Annotated in this window: 19 protein-coding genes; 14 read left to right on the top strand and 5 right to left on the bottom strand. The window is 57.0% G+C overall.

The annotated features are described in order from the left end of the window. Positions 1–129: 129 nt before the first annotated feature. The 12 genes from H7U06_RS06635 to H7U06_RS06690 all read left to right on the top strand — a co-directional run bounded on the left by H7U06_RS06635 (position 130) and on the right by H7U06_RS06690 (position 10,483). Positions 130–1,155, top strand: coding sequence for an iron ABC transporter permease (locus H7U06_RS06635; protein ID WP_175626064.1), 1,026 nt, complete (start codon positions 130–132; stop codon positions 1,153–1,155). Then, positions 1,155–1,928, top strand: coding sequence for an ABC transporter ATP-binding protein (locus H7U06_RS06640; protein WP_175625395.1), 774 nt, complete (start codon positions 1,155–1,157; stop codon positions 1,926–1,928). Before H7U06_RS06635 ends, H7U06_RS06640 begins: the two co-directional genes overlap by 1 nt. Then, positions 1,921–2,547: a cob(I)yrinic acid a,c-diamide adenosyltransferase gene (gene cobO / locus H7U06_RS06645; protein ID WP_175625396.1), complete on the top strand. Its 627-nt coding sequence runs from the start codon at positions 1,921–1,923 to the stop codon at positions 2,545–2,547. The genes H7U06_RS06640 and cobO overlap by 8 nt, the downstream gene beginning before the upstream one ends. Further along, positions 2,548–3,858 carry a cobyrinate a,c-diamide synthase gene (locus H7U06_RS06650; RefSeq protein ID WP_175625397.1) on the top strand — a complete coding sequence of 437 codons (1,311 nt, stop codon included), beginning with the start codon at positions 2,548–2,550 and terminating at the stop codon, positions 3,856–3,858. Continuing rightward, entirely contained in the window at positions 3,855–4,403 is a 549-nt protein-coding gene (gene cobU, locus H7U06_RS06655; protein ID WP_175625398.1) for a bifunctional adenosylcobinamide kinase/adenosylcobinamide-phosphate guanylyltransferase, read from the top strand. Before H7U06_RS06650 ends, cobU begins: the two co-directional genes overlap by 4 nt. A gap of 1 nt (position 4,404) precedes the next feature. Then, positions 4,405–5,358, top strand: a complete 954-nt coding sequence (gene cbiB / locus H7U06_RS06660; RefSeq protein WP_175626065.1) for an adenosylcobinamide-phosphate synthase CbiB — start codon at positions 4,405–4,407, stop codon at positions 5,356–5,358. Then, positions 5,351–6,343 (top strand): threonine-phosphate decarboxylase CobD, encoded by a 993-nt coding sequence (cobD, locus tag H7U06_RS06665; RefSeq protein WP_175625399.1) that lies wholly within the window; start codon positions 5,351–5,353, stop codon positions 6,341–6,343. Before cbiB ends, cobD begins: the two co-directional genes overlap by 8 nt. Continuing rightward, the gene (locus tag H7U06_RS06670) at positions 6,340–7,236 is read left to right on the top strand and encodes a cobalamin-binding protein (protein ID WP_175625400.1); all 897 of its coding nucleotides are present in this window, start codon (positions 6,340–6,342) and stop codon (positions 7,234–7,236) included. Before cobD ends, H7U06_RS06670 begins: the two co-directional genes overlap by 4 nt. A 23-nt stretch (positions 7,237–7,259) precedes the next feature. Continuing rightward, on the top strand, positions 7,260–8,690 hold the full coding sequence (locus H7U06_RS06675; protein ID WP_175626066.1) for a cobyric acid synthase: 1,431 nt from the start codon (positions 7,260–7,262) through the stop codon (positions 8,688–8,690). Positions 8,691–8,900: 210 nt separating this feature from the next. Further along, positions 8,901–9,515, top strand: coding sequence for a ParA family protein (locus H7U06_RS06680; RefSeq protein WP_175625401.1), 615 nt, complete (start codon positions 8,901–8,903; stop codon positions 9,513–9,515). Further along, positions 9,512–10,027 (top strand): DinB family protein, encoded by a 516-nt coding sequence (locus H7U06_RS06685; protein ID WP_175625402.1) that lies wholly within the window; start codon positions 9,512–9,514, stop codon positions 10,025–10,027. Before H7U06_RS06680 ends, H7U06_RS06685 begins: the two co-directional genes overlap by 4 nt. A gap of 45 nt (positions 10,028–10,072) precedes the next feature. After that, the gene (locus H7U06_RS06690) at positions 10,073–10,483 is read left to right on the top strand and encodes a PilZ domain-containing protein (protein ID WP_175625403.1); all 411 of its coding nucleotides are present in this window, start codon (positions 10,073–10,075) and stop codon (positions 10,481–10,483) included. A 25-nt stretch (positions 10,484–10,508) separates the two neighbouring features. Here the strand turns inward: H7U06_RS06690 and panC are convergent, their stop codons facing one another. The 3 genes from panC to H7U06_RS06705 all read right to left on the bottom strand — a co-directional run bounded on the left by panC (position 10,509) and on the right by H7U06_RS06705 (position 12,524). Continuing rightward, positions 10,509–11,348, bottom strand: coding sequence for a pantoate--beta-alanine ligase (gene panC, locus H7U06_RS06695; protein WP_175625404.1), 840 nt, complete (start codon positions 11,346–11,348; stop codon positions 10,509–10,511). Positions 11,349–11,432: 84 nt separating this feature from the next. Continuing rightward, entirely contained in the window at positions 11,433–12,290 is an 858-nt protein-coding gene (locus H7U06_RS06700; protein WP_230089396.1) for a ScpA family protein, read from the bottom strand. A gap of 21 nt (positions 12,291–12,311) precedes the next feature. After that, positions 12,312–12,524, bottom strand: a complete 213-nt coding sequence (locus H7U06_RS06705; RefSeq protein ID WP_175625406.1) for a DUF3460 family protein — start codon at positions 12,522–12,524, stop codon at positions 12,312–12,314. A gap of 222 nt (positions 12,525–12,746) precedes the next feature. Between H7U06_RS06705 and bamE the strand changes: the two genes are divergently transcribed. After that, on the top strand, positions 12,747–13,226 hold the full coding sequence (gene bamE / locus H7U06_RS06710; protein ID WP_175625407.1) for an outer membrane protein assembly factor BamE: 480 nt from the start codon (positions 12,747–12,749) through the stop codon (positions 13,224–13,226). A 3-nt stretch (positions 13,227–13,229) separates the two neighbouring features. On the opposite strand, the gene H7U06_RS06715 is transcribed toward bamE, so the two are convergent. Beyond that, positions 13,230–14,927 (bottom strand): SulP family inorganic anion transporter, encoded by a 1,698-nt coding sequence (locus H7U06_RS06715; RefSeq protein WP_175625408.1) that lies wholly within the window; start codon positions 14,925–14,927, stop codon positions 13,230–13,232. A 131-nt stretch (positions 14,928–15,058) separates the two neighbouring features. After that, on the bottom strand, positions 15,059–15,859 hold the full coding sequence (locus tag H7U06_RS06720; RefSeq protein WP_175625409.1) for an SDR family oxidoreductase: 801 nt from the start codon (positions 15,857–15,859) through the stop codon (positions 15,059–15,061). A 191-nt stretch (positions 15,860–16,050) separates the two neighbouring features. Between H7U06_RS06720 and H7U06_RS06725 the strand changes: the two genes are divergently transcribed. Beyond that, complete coding sequence (locus H7U06_RS06725) at positions 16,051–16,617, top strand: TetR/AcrR family transcriptional regulator (RefSeq protein WP_175625410.1); 567 nt, start codon at positions 16,051–16,053, stop codon at positions 16,615–16,617. Positions 16,618–16,637: the final 20 nt, after the last annotated feature.

Consider the following 16,637-nt stretch of genomic DNA (forward strand, 5'->3'; position numbering starts at 1 on the left):
TCAGTAAAATAGCGTCTGTTGCAAGATTGCGCATGCATGCCCGGAGTGGTTTATCCGGACATGCATGCGCAAGTTCTATGAGGAAGTCCGAATGTCGTTGCGCCCATGAGTACGGTAGTGAATAAAAGCATGCATGTAGCTGCGTTGCAGGGGCGGACGCGCGCGTGGACGGTGTTGTCTGTTTTGTTTGTGTTGGCTTTGCTGAGTTTTGTGGTGGCAGGCGTAATGGGTTCTGTCACTTTGTCATTGGGCGATATCGCTAGTGCGATGCGCGAATTGTTGCGCGGTAGCGCTGACACCATGGCGGCGACGCTGGTTGAGCTGCGCCTGAGTCGCGCACTGTCCGCGTTTGTGACGGGCGCGAGCCTGACCCTGGCTGGTGTGATGATGCAAGCCTTGTTGCGTAATCCTTTGGCCGAGCCTTATGTGCTGGGCGTGTCGGGTGGTGCGGCAGTGGGCGCTTTGGCTGCGATGCTGATCTGCACCGTAGCATGGGTGATTGATGTGGCGGCCTTTGGCGGCGCGATTGCTGTATCGCTGATTTTATTTTTGCTGGCACGACGCGATCTGCGCGGTGCGGCTGGCTCGGATGGCAGTGCGCCTTTGTTGCTGTTGACAGGCGTGATCCTGGCTTCGGGTTGTGGCGCGCTGGTGACGCTGATGTTGTCGATTGCGCCGGACAATCGTTTGCGTGGCATGGTGTTTTGGCTGATCGGGGATTTGTCCGGTACCCAGTTCCGTTGGGTGCCCTGGATCGTTTTGGCTATGGCCATCCTGTTTGCGGTACGCGCCGCGCGTGCGATTAATGTGATTGCCTTGCACGCGGAAGCCGCTTCCACCCTTGGTATTAATGTGGCGCGCTTTCGCGCCGGTTTGTTTGTATGTTCCGCCTTGTTGACAGCCAGCGCTGTGAGCAACGCCGGTAGCATAGGTTTTGTTGGGTTGATCGTGCCGCATGCCTGTCGCTTCGTGCTTGGGCCGGATCACCGTTTGTTGTTGCCTGCCGCCACATTGGTGGGTGGGACCTTCCTGGTGCTGGCGGATACGCTGGCCCGCACCATCGTCGCGCCGCAGCAGCTGCCGGTCGGTGTGATTACCGCCATTATCGGTGTGCCTGTATTCCTGCTGCAATTGCATCAGTTGAGGAAGCGCTGATGAAAACCATCAATCTCAAATTAAGTATAGCCGATCGCGTCCTGGTGGACGGCCTGCAGTGGCAGGTAGGGCCGGGCGAGTGCTGGTGCGTTATCGGTCGTAACGGCGCGGGTAAAAGCACCTTGTTGCGCACCTTGGTTGGTTTGCGCGACGCGGATGGTGGCGAGCTGGAGTTGCATGGCCGTGCCTTGGCCAAATGGTCTTTGCAGGATCTGGCGCGTGAGCGTTCCTATTTGCCACAAGGGCGTAGTGATGCTTTTGGTTATCGGGTGATCGAAACCGTATTGACGGCGCGTCATCCTTACCATGAGTCGGCGTACTGGGAGTCGGAGGCAGATTATGTCGCCGCTCATGCAGCGCTGCAGACCATGGATGCCGATATGCTGGCAGAGCGCGATGTGCGCTCCTTGTCCGGCGGTGAGAGGCAGCGCGTGGCGATCGCTGCGGTGCTGGCGCAAGATGCGCCTTTGATGTTGCTGGATGAACCGACCAGTGCGCTCGATCTGGCGCACCAGGTCAGCGTGATGGCTTTGTTGTCGAAGCTGTGCCGGGAACAGCAAAAGGCAGTAGTGATGGTCAGCCATGATTTGAATCTGGCACATAGCGTCGCCACCCATGCCTTGCTCTTGATGGGTGATGGCCGTTGGCATGCTGGCCCGGTCGATGAAGTAATGCAGGCATCGCTGTTGAGTGTATGCCTCGGCCATCCGATCGAGATCGTCAAGCATGGCAAGCGCACGATTTACCTGGCAGTTGAGGAAGAAAATGAGTGAGGAAAAGATTAACGACGCTGATGGCTTGAACGAACGACACAATGCGCGCATGGCGCGCAAGAAAGAAGTCGTCGATAAAAAAATAGAAGCGGCCAAGCGCAATGCAGGTGTAATCGTGATTACCTGTGGCAATGGCAAAGGCAAAAGCTCCAGCGCCTTCGGCATGGCAGCGCGTGCGCTGGGTCATGGCATGAAGGTAGGCGTGGTGCAATTCATCAAAGGTGCAATCGCCACCGGTGAAGAGAATTTCTTCCGTCGCTTCCCCGATGAAATCAGTTTCCATGTCATGGGTGAAGGCTATACCTGGGAAACGCAGAACCGCGAACGTGATGTCGCCAATGCCGAGAAGGCATGGCAGCGCGCACAAGTCTTGCTGGCTGATCCGGCTGTCGGACTGGTAGTGTTGGACGAATTGAATATCGCCTTGAAATATAAATACCTGGATGTACAGCAAGTGATCGCCGATCTGCAGGCACGGCCCGAGATGCAGCACGTTGTAATCACAGGTCGTGGCGCGCCGCCGGAATTGATCGCGGTGGCTGATACCGTTACCGAGATGCAGCCGATCAAGCATGCGTTTGCAAACGGCATCGCCGCGCAACAGGGCGTGGAGTGGTAGATGAGTAGTACAGCGCATACCGCCCGCATCGTCCTGATTTCGGGCATCGCGTCCGGGCAGGGCAAGACTACGGTCACTGCCGCCCTGGCACGCAAGCTGATACGCCAGGGTTTAACGGTGCGCGTCTTCAAGACTGGCCCTGATTATCTCGATCCCATGATCTTGCAGCGCGCTAGCGGAGCCGAAGTGTATGCGCTCGATTTATGGATGGTCGGACTCGACGATTGCCGTCGCTTGCTGGCCAAGGCGGCGAGTGAGGTTGACGTCGTCCTGATCGAAGGCGTGATGGGTTTGTACGATGGCGATCCATCGTCGGCTGACCTGGCGCGCGCCTTTGGCGTGCCGGTAGTGGTGGTGCTGGATGCGGCCAAGATGGCGCAGACCGTAGGCGCAGTCGTGCTCGGCTTGCAGCAATACGGCCCGGTCGAGCTGGCAGGCGTCATCGTTAATCGTATCGCCAGTGCTTCGCACGCCAAGATGGTGACGCAAGGCATACGCAATGTACCCATCCTCGCGACACTGCCGAAACAGACGCAAGCTTTGCCCGAGCGCCATCTGGGTCTGGTACAGCCGGATGAAATTGTGCAGGTCGATCAGGTGCTGGATCAAATGGCGGATCAGATCGAGATCGATATGGCGGCCTGGGATGCCATCCCGCCAGTGGTGCTGGATGCCAGTCTGGCGGCAACGAGTACACCACAGTTATTGGCGGGTAAAACAATCGCCATAGCGCGTGATGCGGCTTTTGCTTTTGTTTATCACGCCAATCTGGAATGCCTGCGCGCAGCAGGTGCGACGCTGACATTCTTTTCACCATTGAATGATGAAGCAATACCGGCTGATGCGGATGCTGTGTATATCCCGGGTGGATATCCTGAGCTGCATTGCGCGACCTTGTCGGCGGCACAGAACTGGCAGGATTCTATGCGTGCAGCCTATGCGCAGGATATGCCGATACTCGCGGAATGCGGCGGCATGATGGTGATAGCCGATAGCCTGACCGATGCCGATGGCAAGCAATGGCCGATGGTCGGCTTGATGCCGGGCGAGGTCGTGATGCAGGGCAAGCTGGCGGGTCTCGGCATGCAGTCGCTGGCGACCGAAGACGGTGAGCTGCGTGGCCACGCCTTCCATTACTCGACGCTGAGTACACCGGTTGAGCCAAAGTCACAAACTGTCAAGCGTTCCAACGGCGCACAAGGTGAAGCGGTATATAAACGCGGCGCACTGACCGCGACTTATTTCCACGCTTATTTCTCATCCTGTCCTGCTGCAACGGCACGCATATTTGCACCGGAGAAGAAGACATGACACGCACCCTGGTCATAGGTGGTGCGCGTTCCGGCAAGAGCGCACATGCGGAAGCGCTGGCGACGACATCTGGTAAACCGGTGGTGTATATCGCCACCGCACAAGCTGGGGACGCCGAGATGCAGCAGCGTATCGCACATCACAGGTCGCGCCGCGACGGACACTGGCAGACCGTGGAAGAAACGCTGGCACTGGGCGCTGTAATAGAAAAATACAGTCGTGCCGACAATCTCTTGCTGGTTGATTGCCTGACGGTCTGGCTGTCGAATCTGCTGTTTTCCGAGCATAAAGAATTCCCCGAGATAGGTGCGATAGATGCCCCGGCTGCATTCACTGAGCAGCGTGCGGCTTTTCTGCAAGCGCTGGCACAGGCACCGGGTGATGTGATCCTGGTTACCAATGAAGTCGGGCAGGGCATCGTGCCGCAAGGGGCGATATCGCGCTGGTTCGTTGATGAAGCAGGTCGGCTGAACCAGGCCGCAGCGGCGACCTGTGACCGTGCAGTACTGGTAGTGGCTGGTTTGCCGCTGAGTCTGAAGGGCTGAGATTTTGTTCGGTTTGTCTTTCGGCGTGATTGCCATCCTGATGTTGCTGGGCGTATTGCTGGACATGCGCCTGGGTGAAGCGACGCGCTGGCATCCGCTGGTTGGCTTCGGCAATTTGGCTATACGCACGGAGAAGAAACTCAATAGTGGCGCGGGTGCACCTATCGTACGTATTGCACGTGGTGCACTGGCGTGGATGCTGGTGGTCCTGCCTTTCGTTTTACTGGCCTGGGTACTGACTTTCTGGCTGGCGCAATTCGATGCCTTGCTTGCCCTCGGCGTGCACGCTTTGCTGCTGTACTTCAGCCTCGGTTTGCGCAGCTTGCGCGACCATACCCTGCCGATAGCACATGCCCTGATGGATGGTGACTTGCCGCAAGCGCGTTTGTTGACCGCCCGCATCGTCAGTCGCGATACGCGGCAAGCGGAAGAAGCCGACCTCGCAAAAGCCGGGGTCGAGTCCCTGCTGGAAAACGGTAATGACGCGGTGTTCGGCACCTTGTTCTGGTTTGCCGTGGCGGGTGGCCCTGGCGTGGTTTTGTTTCGCCTTGCAAACACACTGGATGCGATGTGGGGTTACCGCACACCACGCTATAACGAATTTGGTCGGGTCGCGGCACGCATCGATGACGTGTTGAATTTCATACCGGCGCGCCTGACGGCACTGTCTTATGCCGTGCTCGGCAATACGAAACAAGCCTGGCTATGCTGGCGTGCGCAGGCACCAGCCTGGTCCAGCCCGAATGCCGGGCCGGTCATGTCTGCCGGTGCCGGAGCCTTGGGTATTTCACTGGGTGGCGCTGCCATTTACGACGGTGAAGTGGAAAACCGGCCACCGCTGGGTACCGGCCCCCTGGCGGCGGGTAAAGATATTGCCCGTGCGTGGCGTTTGGTGCGCTCGACGACGGCACTGTGGTTGCTGCTGATCTGTATCGCGGGAGTGATCTATGCTTGAGCATGGCGGCAATCTGCATGATGCGATCAGGCGCTATGGGCGACCGCGTGCGGAGTGGCTGGATCTGTCTACTGGTATTAATCCGCAGGCTTATCCGGTACCGCAACTAAGCGCTGATGCATGGCATCGCTTGCCTGAGCCGAGTACCGCCTTGCTGGAAGCAGCACAGGCATATTACGGTGCGCCGCAGTTGTTGCCAGTGGCTGGTACCCAGGCGGCAATACAGGCTCTGCCTCGTTTGCGCGCGCGCAGCAGGGTGGTGATTGCTGCGCCTTCCTATGCCGAGCATAGCTATCAATGGCGTCAGGCCGGGCATGAAGTGCGGGAAGTGGCCTACGATCAGTTGGCAGCCGAGCTCGATCATTGCGATGTGATGTCGGTCTGCAATCCAAATAATCCAACCGGTGCGCGTATCGCTCCGCCAGTGTTGCTGGAATGGTCGGCACGCCTGGCGGCACGCGGTGGCTGGCTGATCGTGGATGAAGCGTTTGGTGATATGACGCCGCAGGAAAGCGTAGCGGCTTATACCGGACAACCAGGTTTGATCGTGTTTCGCTCGGTAGGCAAGTTCTTTGGCCTGGCGGGTCTGCGTCTGGGTTTTGTCGCGGCGCATGCAGATTTGTTGCAGCAATTGGCGGATGTGCTGGGGCCGTGGACAGTCAGTGGTCCGGCGCAGCAGATAGGAACGGCTGCTCTGTCGGATACGGTCTGGCAGCAGGCGATGCACAAGCAGTTGCAGGAGAGCGGTACACGCTTGCAGCAATTGCTGGCGGCACATGGCAAGCAAGCTAGTGGTACAGCATTGTTTCAGTATTGGCAGGATGCGCATCCGGCGCAGTTTGCCGAACAGATGGCGCAGCACGGGATTTGGATCAGGATTTTTTCACATGGCGTGCGCCTCGGCTTGCCCGCGGATGAAGCAGGCTGGCAGCGTTTGCAGCACGCGCTGCAGCCGGTGTCTCAGCATAATCAGGAAATGAAATGAATAAATTTTTCGTATCAGCGCTAGCTTTGAGCGCAACGATGTTTGCCAGCGCGGTACATGCCGCCATCAGCGTCAAGGATGATGGTGGCAACACGGTTACCCTGAGCAAACCGGCGCAGCGCATTATCTCGCTGGCGCCGCATGCGACTGAATTGATTTTCGCAGCGGGTGGAGGTGATCGCATCGTAGGCACGGTGGGTTATAGCGACTATCCGGCGGCGGCGCTCAAGATACCGCGTGTCGGCAGTCACCAGCAGATAGACGTGGAGCGCATCATCGCGCTCAAGCCTGATTTGCTGGTGGTGTGGTTGCATGGCAATTCCGAGCGCCAGCTGGAGCACGTACGTAAATTGGGCATCCCTTTTTATTTCAGCGAACCGAAGAAGCTGACAGATATCCCTACCAGCATAGAGCGGCTCGGCATGCTGATGGGTACGGAAGCGCAAGCCAGCAAGGTGGCTGCTGCAGAGCGTACCGAACTGGCACGCCTGACCGAGCAATATCGCAATCGTCCGACGGTGCGCATGTTTTATCAAGTGTGGGGCAAGCCTATCTATACGCTCAATGGCGGCAACATCATGAGTGATGTGATCCGTCTGTGCGGCGGTGAAAACGTCTTCGCTAATCTGGTTATCCCTGCACCCGTGGTTACTACTGAAGCCGTGCTGCTGGAAAATCCGGAAGTGATGATGACCGGCGATCGCCAGGCCGAGAAGTCCGGCGGGCTGGAAATCTGGAAGCAATATAAAAACCTGCTCGCAGTGAAAAACGACAATCTGTTTTCAGTTGATGCCGATCTGGTGAATCGCGCCGGTCCACGCCTGATAGCAGGTGCGGCTATGGTGTGCGAAAAACTGGAACTGGCGCGCAGCCGCCGTAGCGCTAAACCATAAGCGATATGAAGCTAGACACACTGATGGTGCAAGGCACCACCTCGGATGCTGGTAAAACGACGTTGGTCGCGGCCTTGTGCCGCCTGCTGGCCCAAGAAGGCGTCAAGGTGGTGCCGTTCAAGCCGCAGAATATGGCGCTTAACAGTGCGGTAACAGCAGATGGCGGCGAGATCGGACGGGCGCAGGCTTTGCAGGCGGTAGCTGCCGGTTTGCAGCCGCATACCGATATGAATCCGATTTTACTCAAGCCTTCCAGCGATACCGGTGCGCAAGTGATTATCCATGGCAAGGCGCGCAGTGATATGAATGCGCGCGACTACCATGCGTATAAACCGGTGGCGATGCAGGCGGTGCTGGAGTCTTATCAACGCCTGAAAACGCAATACGAGTCCGTATTGGTCGAAGGGGCAGGTAGTCCGGCCGAAGTGAATCTGCGTGCGCGTGATATCGCGAACATGGGCTTTGCCGAAGCAGTGGATTGCCCGGTGATCCTGGTGGCAGATATTGATAGGGGTGGCGTGTTCGCCCACATCATCGGTACGCTGGCTTGTCTGTCCGAGAGCGAGCGCAAGCGCACTGTCGGTTTCGTCATCAACCGTTTTCGTGGCGACATCAGCTTGCTGGAACCCGGCCTGAAATGGCTGGAAGAGCAAACCGGCAAACCAGTGCTGGCGGTTCTGCCTTATCTGCACGGCTTGTTCCTTGATGCAGAAGATGCGGTGGAAACCACGCAGGCTGCGCGCGGGGCTTTCCGCGTGGTGGTGCCAGTACCGCCGCGCATCAGCAATCACACCGACTTCGACGCCTTGCGTGCGCATCCTGAAGTTGACCTGCAACTGGTGGGGCCAGGACAGCCTATCCCGCCTGCCGATCTGATCATCCTGCCAGGCAGTAAAAACACCCGCGGTGACCTCGACTGGCTGATCACCAACGGCTGGCGCGAAGCATTGCTGCGCCATGCGCGCTACGGCGGCAAGATCATAGGTATCTGCGGCGGTTATCAAATGCTGGGCATGACGGTGGCTGACCCGCATGGTGTCGAAGGCACGCCTGGCGTATCGCGAGGTTTGGGTTTGCTGGATATCGCTACCGAGTTGACGCGTGAAAAGCGGCTGGAGCAAGTCAGCGGCACGTGCGCGTTTGCCGATGCTGGTGTCAGCGGCTATGAAATCCATATGGGCACCTCCGAAGGTGCGGCACGCTCCAGTCCGGCCTTCATGATAGACGGGCGTGCGGAAGGTGCGCGTTCCGGTGACGATCACATACTGGGCACTTATCTGCACGGCTTGTTTGATACGCCGTCAGCCTGCTCGGCATTGTTACGCTGGGCAGGGCTGGATAGCGATGTGACGGTAGATACCGCGCAGTTGCGCGAAGCCAGCCTGCAACGACTGGCCGACGCGACACGACCTTTATTGGCTGCCTTGCGCGCCTTGCCTGACTATCGGGCCTGATCCGACAGCGCTTCCCCGCTGACTGTGGCATTCCTGCTACGCGACGGCTGTCAGGAAAATGGCGTATTGACCTTGCAACGCAGCATGATATTCTTGTTTGAAAATCAATTTGCGGGCTGCCGGGGTAGTTGCCCCTCAGCCTGGCTTCCAGCGCGGCCTCATCCGAGTGCCAGCAGCAAGTGCGGAATACCACATTAAAAGGGGAAATTCATGCCAGTGATCGTCATCGCCAATCCTAAAGGCGGCGTAGGTAAGAGCACGCTAGCCACCAACGTAGCCGGATATTTTGCCGCGCAGGGACATAGTGTGATGTTGGGCGATGTCGACGTACAGCAATCTTCCCGTTCCTGGCTTACGCTGCGCCCCGCTTCCTTGCCGCCCATACAGGCGTGGGAAATCGATGACGGCCACGTTGCGAAGCCTCCGAAAGGCACGACGCATATCGTGCTTGATACGCCCGCCGGTTTCAGCGGCAAGCGCTTTGAAAAAGTGATGCAGATCGCCGATAAAGTGATCGTGCCTTTGCAACCGTCTATGTTCGATATCCTGGCGACGCAAGAGTTTTTGCAAAAGCTGGCGGAGCGCAAAGAGAAGTTTGATCTGGGCGTGCTTGGCATGCGCGTGAATGGCCGCACCCGTGCCGCCGATCAATTGACGCAATACGTGCATGGGCTGGGCATACCAGTGCTGGGCTTCCTGCGTGACACGCAAAACTATGTGCAGCTCGCCGCGCATGGCAGCACCATATGGGATATCGCACCATCAAGAGTAGAGCGGGATCTGGAGCAGTGGCAGGATCTCGTGCAGTGGCTAGAGAAGAAATGATTACACCTGAATACGCACATTTATTGGCACGTTATAACCGCTGGATGAACGGCAAGATTTACACCGCCAGCGAGCAGTTAAGTGATACCGAGCGCAAGGCTGACCGCGGCGCTTTCTTCAAATCCATCCATTCGACCCTGAACCACCTGGTGTGGGGCGATGCCATGTGGCTGGGACGTTTCACCAAAGGTACAGCGCTGGAACGTGCGATGCCGACGACACCCGGCGGTGTCGATGTGCATGCGGACTGGGCAGAGTTGAAAGCCGCACGTGCGGTATTGGACGAAGAGTTGCTGGTGTGGGCTGCCAGTCTCGATGCGAACTGGCTGGCAGGCGATTTCAGCTGGTATAGCGGCATGACCAAGAGCATGCGTAGTGGCCCGGCCTGGCAATCTGTCGCGCACATGTTCAATCACCAGACCCATCATCGCGGACAGGTGACGACCTTGCTGTCGCAGCAGCGCATTGATGTGGGCGCGACAGATTTAATGATGATGCCGAAAGAGGCGTAATCCCTGTTGCAGGCTGTCATCAGGCAGTCATGCAGCATGGGTAGCATGCAGACACTTACTCATCCTGGAGAGAGTGTCTTCATGAATGCGCATAGTGTTTTACCCAATCCCGAACCTCGCCGCAAGGAACAACGCTTCGTCTTTCGCCGACGCGGTCTGATGACGCGTGGTGCGACGACGACGCAGATACATACGGTGGATGTTTCCACGCAAGGTATGGGAGTGATGGGGCCGGAGCCGGTGAGCAAGGGCGAGATTTGCGCGATCATGCTGGATGCACTGGTAGGCGGGCGCATGATGCAATTGAAGTTCACCTGCAAGGCGATGGATTGCACCCTTGCAGGGATACAGGGTTTCCGTACCAGTTTATATATCGATGGCAGCGTGGAAGCGCATCAACAGCAGTTGCAAAAGATTATTGCGACTTGCTCGACAACGACGCGTGACCTGAGCTGATTCCTTACAGGCCAGGCGCACATCATCAAATTTCCAGATTGTCGATCAGGCGGGTGACGCCGAGCTTGGCGGCTGCCAGCACTACCAGCTTTTCACCTTGCGCCATGTCGCCAGCGGATGGCGGTTGCAGATTGCTTTGCTTGCGGATGGAGATGTAATCCGGTTTCCAGCCACGCTTGCTGAGATCAGCCATCGCCTGGCGTTCCAGTTCAAAGATATCCAGATGGCCGCTGCGCACTTCATTGGCGACCGCATTCAGGCTTTGGAACAGCGCAGGCGCTTCCGCACGTTCTTCCGCCGACAGATACACATTACGTGAGGACAGGGCTAGGCCATCTTCGGCACGATAGGTATCGGCGGCGATGATTTCGGTAGGCAGCGCAAACTGTTTCGACATATTGCGCACGATCATCAGCTGCTGGTAATCCTTCTTGCCGAATACCGCGACGCTAGGCTGCACGCAGGAGAACAGTTTCAAAACGACGGTGGTGACGCCTGAGAAGAAGCCCGGACGGAATTCACCTTCCAGCGTATTGCCCAGGTCATCCGGTGGACGCACGCGGAATTCCTGTGGTTCCGGATACAGGTCTTTTTCCGTCGGTGCAAACAGGATGTAGACGCCTTCTTTTTCCAGTTTCTCTACGTCAGCCTGGAAGGTGCGTGGATATTTGTCGAAGTCTTCATTCGGGCCGAATTGCAGGCGATTGACGAAGATCGAAGCAACGACCGGATCGCCATGCTTGCGCGCCAGGCGCATCAGGGACAAATGACCGTCATGCAAATTGCCCATGGTCGGGACGAAAGCAGTGCGTAATTGTCCGCGCAAATGGTCGCGCAATTCTTCGATACAAGAGATGATCTTCATAAATCTGTCTTAGTGAAATGGTCGCCGCTATAGTGCTTCAGCGATGACGGAACGATGAGTAATCCGGGTGATGAGAACGAGGGCCTAGCTCGGTGCGTAAGCCAGTCGTACGTAAATAGGTGCAAACGGTTCTGCCTGCGTGATTTCGATCAGGGTTTCCTTGGCCAGCTCGAGCAGGGCGACGAAGTTGACGACGACTACCGGCACGCCGCGTGACGGATCGAACAGGTCGGCAAATTCTACAAATTTGGTGGATTGCAGACGACGCAGGATAGCGGTCATGTGTTCACGCACCGATAATTCTTCGCGGCTGATCATGTGATGCGCGGTCAGCTTGGCGCGTTTGAGCAAATCTGCCCAGGCTTGCTGCAGATCGACGACTTCCACTTCAGGCCAGCGTGTAACTATGCTTTGCTCGATGTAAATCTGTGTGCGTACATAATCGCGGCCCAATTGTGGCAGGGCGTCGATTTGTTGCGAAGCGAGTTTCATTTGCTCGTATTCGAGCAGGCGACGTACCAGCTCGGCGCGCGGATCGGCTGCTTCTTCGCCGGTATCAGCCTTGCGTACCGGCAGCAGCATGCGCGATTTGATTTCGATCAGCATGGCCGCCATCAGCAGGTATTCTGCAGCCAGCTCCAGATTGTGCAGGCGGATCTGGTCGACGTATTGCAGGTACTGCTTGGTCACCTGCGCCATCGGGATGTCGAGGATATTGAAGTTCTGCTTGCGGATCAGGTACAGCAAGAGATCGAGCGGACCTTCAAAGGCTTCGAGAAAGATTTCCAGTGCATCCGGCGGAATGTACAAATCCGTCGGCATGCGGAACAAGGGTTCGCCGTATAAGCGTGCATAAGCGACGCCGTCGATGACATCCGGCGTGGTATCCGGTCTGCCTTCGACTACAAGATCAGGCGCACTTGAGGGCAAGTGCGCGAGCATCGTGTTCGGGCTGTTGCTCATTTATTTCAGTTTGTTTTGATACACGTAGGCTTGCTGGCTGACGTTGGACGCCTTGATGCGCGCTTGCTGATCGAGGTCGATCGGGCTTTTATCCCACAGCAAGGCACGGCCTGCGCGTTGCGATTCTTCCAGGTTCGGGTTCTTTTCTTTCAGCGAGCTGATGAATTGAGTGATTTCAGACTGGTAGTTGGAATGCTGTTTGCTAAGTTTCATGAATAAATTGGCAACAAGTTAGAATCAGACGCTATTTTACCTTGTCTTGTCGGCTAAGCTGCTATCGAAACCGTAAGTGTCTCAGATATGTCAAAGCGGCATTATTTTGTTGCCAGCAATCTTGTTATCATGTGTTTTCTGCAATAAGGACGAAAGTCGCCGGGCGGTCGCAGGCTTGCCGCAGTTCAGTGCCATTGGTTGGGCGTAAAAATGGGGAAAATCATGCGTACCTTATTGGGTTTCTTTTGCAGCCTGCTGATGCTGGGCTGCCAGCAAGCGGAGTTTGGTTTGGAAAAATTGACGAAAGGCGTCTCTACCGAGGCCGATGTGCGCAGCGCGATGGGCGAACCGGAAATCGTATGGGAAGAGCATAACGGCTCCCGTACGCTGGAATACCCGAAAGGCCCGGCCGGGCATCGCACCTATATGGTCGATATCGATGCGCAGGGCAAGCTGCGCGACTACACGCAAGTGCTGACCAACGATAACTTTGCCACCATCATGGTCGGCATGACGCGGGAAGAGGTACGTCGCAAGCTGGGCAAGCCGCGCACTGTCGGGAAGTTCAACCTGAAGAATGAAGAAGTCTGGGACTGGCGCTACCTCGAAGGGCCATCGATAGAGCGCTTCTTCAATGTGCACTTTGACCTGGAGACCGGCAAGGTCACACGTACTTCAGTGTCGGATCCGACTTACGGCTAAATATTATTCATTGATTGCGGCACTGACCGTAATCGCCGATTGCAGGTTGGGCAGGCAGTTCTCCACGCCCAGTCTGTCGAGGAAGCCGCTACGCCGCATCAGGTCACGCGGCTGACGGTTCAAGCCACACAGGATGAGCTTGCTGCCGTGCTTCTGCAGCGACTTGCGTATGGTTTCCAGCGCATCCAGTCCAGTCGCATCCAGATTGATCAATTGATGCAGCTCCAGGATCAGCGCCTTCTCCGGCATAGCCTTGGGCTCGATCAAACCTTCCAGCTTGCCTACCGCACCAAAAAATAATGATCCGAAAATCGAATAGGCATGCACGCCCGGCGGCAGTTCGACGCTGGTTTCTTCGTTCGGGATCTGTTCTATCCGCGTCAGGCTGGAGATGCGGTAAATAAAGAACACGCAGGCCAGTACCAGTCCGACTTGTACCGCCACCGTCAGGTCGATGATGACGGTGAGGAAAAAAGTCGAGAGCATCAGGATGCGGTAGTTCATCGAGAAATGCCGCAGCCGCGCAAACTCGTGCCAATCCCCCATGTTGTAAGCGACATAGAGCAGGATCGCCGCCAGCGCCGCGAGCGGGATATTGTTGGCCAGTGGTGCTGCGACCAGCACGATCACGAGCAAGGTCAGTGCATGCAGAATGCCGGATACCGGCGACACTGCACCGGCGCGGATGTTGGTGACGGTACGGGCGATCGTGCCGGTTGCCGGGATACCGCCGAAGAAAGGCGTGACTACATTGGCGATACCTTGCGCCATTAATTCCTGGTTCGGATCGTGGCGATCGCCGGTGATGTTATCCGCGACGCGGGCGCACAGCAGTGACTCTATCGCGCCCAGCAAAGCGATGGTCAGGGCCGGAGCAAACAAATGCTGCACCAGCGCCCATGAGAATTCCGGCAACTGGAAGTCGGGCACACCTTGCGGGATACCGCCGAACTTGCTGCCTATGGTGTCCACCTTCAAATCAAACAGGCTGACCGCCAGTGTCGCCAGTATCAGCACGATGATGGTGCCAGGCAGTGCACGCAAGAGGCGGCGTACACGGTGGTCGCGGTTGCTGAGCGGTGACTCGAGTTCGGCGGTCTTGGGTTTGAGTAATAGCGGCCACGCAAAAATCAGCGCCAGTGAAAGTACGCCGATGATGATGCTGGTCAGGTTGAAGCTGGTGAAGTTTTGCGCGAGGGTTTGCACTTGTGCGAAGAAGTCGCCTGGCATCTTATCGATATGCAGGCCAAAGAAATCCTTCATCTGCGACAGCGCGATCAGTACGGCTATGCCGCTGGTGAAACCGATGACGATGGGGACGGGGATGTAACGTATGAGTGAACCGAGGCGGAATACGCCCATCGCACACAGCATCATGCCGGCAAATACGGTGGCAATCAGCAGGTTGGCAACGCCGTACTTTTCTACGATGCCGTAGATGATGACGATGAAGGCACCGGCCGGGCCACCGATTTGTACGCGTGAACCGCCGAGTGCAGAAACCAGGAAACCACCTATGACAGCCGTGAAGATACCGGCTTCAGGTTTGACGCCGCTGGCAATCGCAAACGCCATCGCCAGTGGCAGCGCAACGATGCCCACCGTCAGGCCTGCAGTCAAATCCTGGAAGAACTTGCTGCCATCGTAGTCGCGTAAAGCATCAACTAAACGCGGATGGAAGGAGAACTTGAACCGCTTCATGGTCATGCGCCTTCATGAACTATGAGTGCCACGCACGTGGCACAGCAAGGCTCATGTTAGCAGCACGACCCCTCAGCGACAATACGCAGCAGGGCCGGTCGCCGGCACTGTCGCGTAAGTCGCTGCAGTTTTTAAGACTGATAACGTGCTGCGGCATGGGTTTGCGCGAAGTTAGGCAACATGGCCTGACGTGCCGCATTGAAGCTTTCCCATTGTGCTGCATCCGGCAGTGGCGGGATGGTGATCAGCTCGCCGCGATCAAAGCCGACCAGTGCTGCATCGACCAGTTCATCGACTTCCATCACGCCTTGTATCTCTTCCACGTCACGGCCCGAGCGTTCCCAGATTTCGGTGCGCGTAGCGGCTGGCAGCACAGCTTGTACATACAAGCCGCGTGCACCGAGCTCAAGCTGCAGTGCCTGCGAGTAGGCCAGTACATAAGCCTTGGTTGCGCCATACACACCGAGCGGGAATTCCGGTGCCAGGGCGACGACCGATGCAATGTTCACGATCGCGCCTTGTCCTTGCGCCAGGAAGCGCGGGACGACAGCGGCACCGAGACGGGTCAGGGCGGTGACATTCAGTTTGATCAGATTGTCCTGTGCTTCCACGTCTGAGGTTTCAAAGCCGCCAGGTGCTGCCGCACCGGCATTGTTGATGAGGATGCCGACGTCGCGCTGATCGCGCAGGCGGGCTTCAACTCGCGCCAGATCTGCGCTTTTGGTCAGGTCGGCGGCGATGATTTCAATCTGGACGCCGGTTTCCTGACGCAGCCTGGCTGCCAGTTCTTCCATGCGGGCAGCGTTGCGTGCGACTAGTACCAGATTGTGGCCACGACGCGCCAGGCGGTCGGCGTAGACCGCACCTATGCCGGTGGATGCGCCTGTGATCAGGGCGGTAGTTACTTGGGTATCGCGATCTTGCTGGTTCATATCATTTCCTTGGTGTGTAGGGCTGCTGTTAAGACAAGAATTTGGTGTTACCGCCTGAAACCGGCGCTTAAAATCGTCATTTATTTAATCATGATGATCATAATGAATGTAATCATGATGATGGTCATGTATAATGTCAAGCCTAAGTTGAAAAATAATTTGCAAATAATTTCAAGGAAGCAGGAGTCACCATGAAAATCACCCGTGAACAGGTTGCAGAAAACCGACAGGCCATACTGGACGCTGCCGCGACGCTATTCCGCGAACGCGGCTTCGAGGGCGTGACGGTGGCCGAAGTAATGAAAGCGGCCGGACTGACGCATGGCGGCTTTTACGGGCACTTCGCTTCCAAGGATGATTTGATTGCGCAGACTTGTACGCATGTGTTGACGCCATTTCGCGCCGAGGATGTGCCGGTGATCGGCATCATGGATTTTGCGGCGAACTATCTGAGCGGCCAGCACCGGGACAACCCGGGCGAGGGCTGTATCTTCCCCAGTCTCGGCACCGAGGCGGTGCGCTCTTCAGACGCGACGCGTCATGCGCTGACTGAGAATGTGAAGTACCGGATCGAAAACTTCGCCCAGACCGCGCAGGGCAAAACTGAACTGGAGCGACGACAAGCCGCTACCGGCGCATGGGCCACGATGGTGGGAGCAGTGATGTTGGCGCGGCTGGTGGATGACCCGGCCTTATCGGAGCAGGTACTGGCCGATACACTCGCCTGGTTGGACAAGACGCAGGGCAAACCTGCATAAAGCAAGGGCCATGATCATCA

Origin of the sequence: Herminiimonas sp. Marseille-P9896, assembly GCF_903993245.1 — a bacterium.
Taxonomy (GTDB): domain Bacteria; phylum Pseudomonadota; class Gammaproteobacteria; order Burkholderiales; family Burkholderiaceae_D; genus Oxalicibacterium; species Oxalicibacterium contaminans.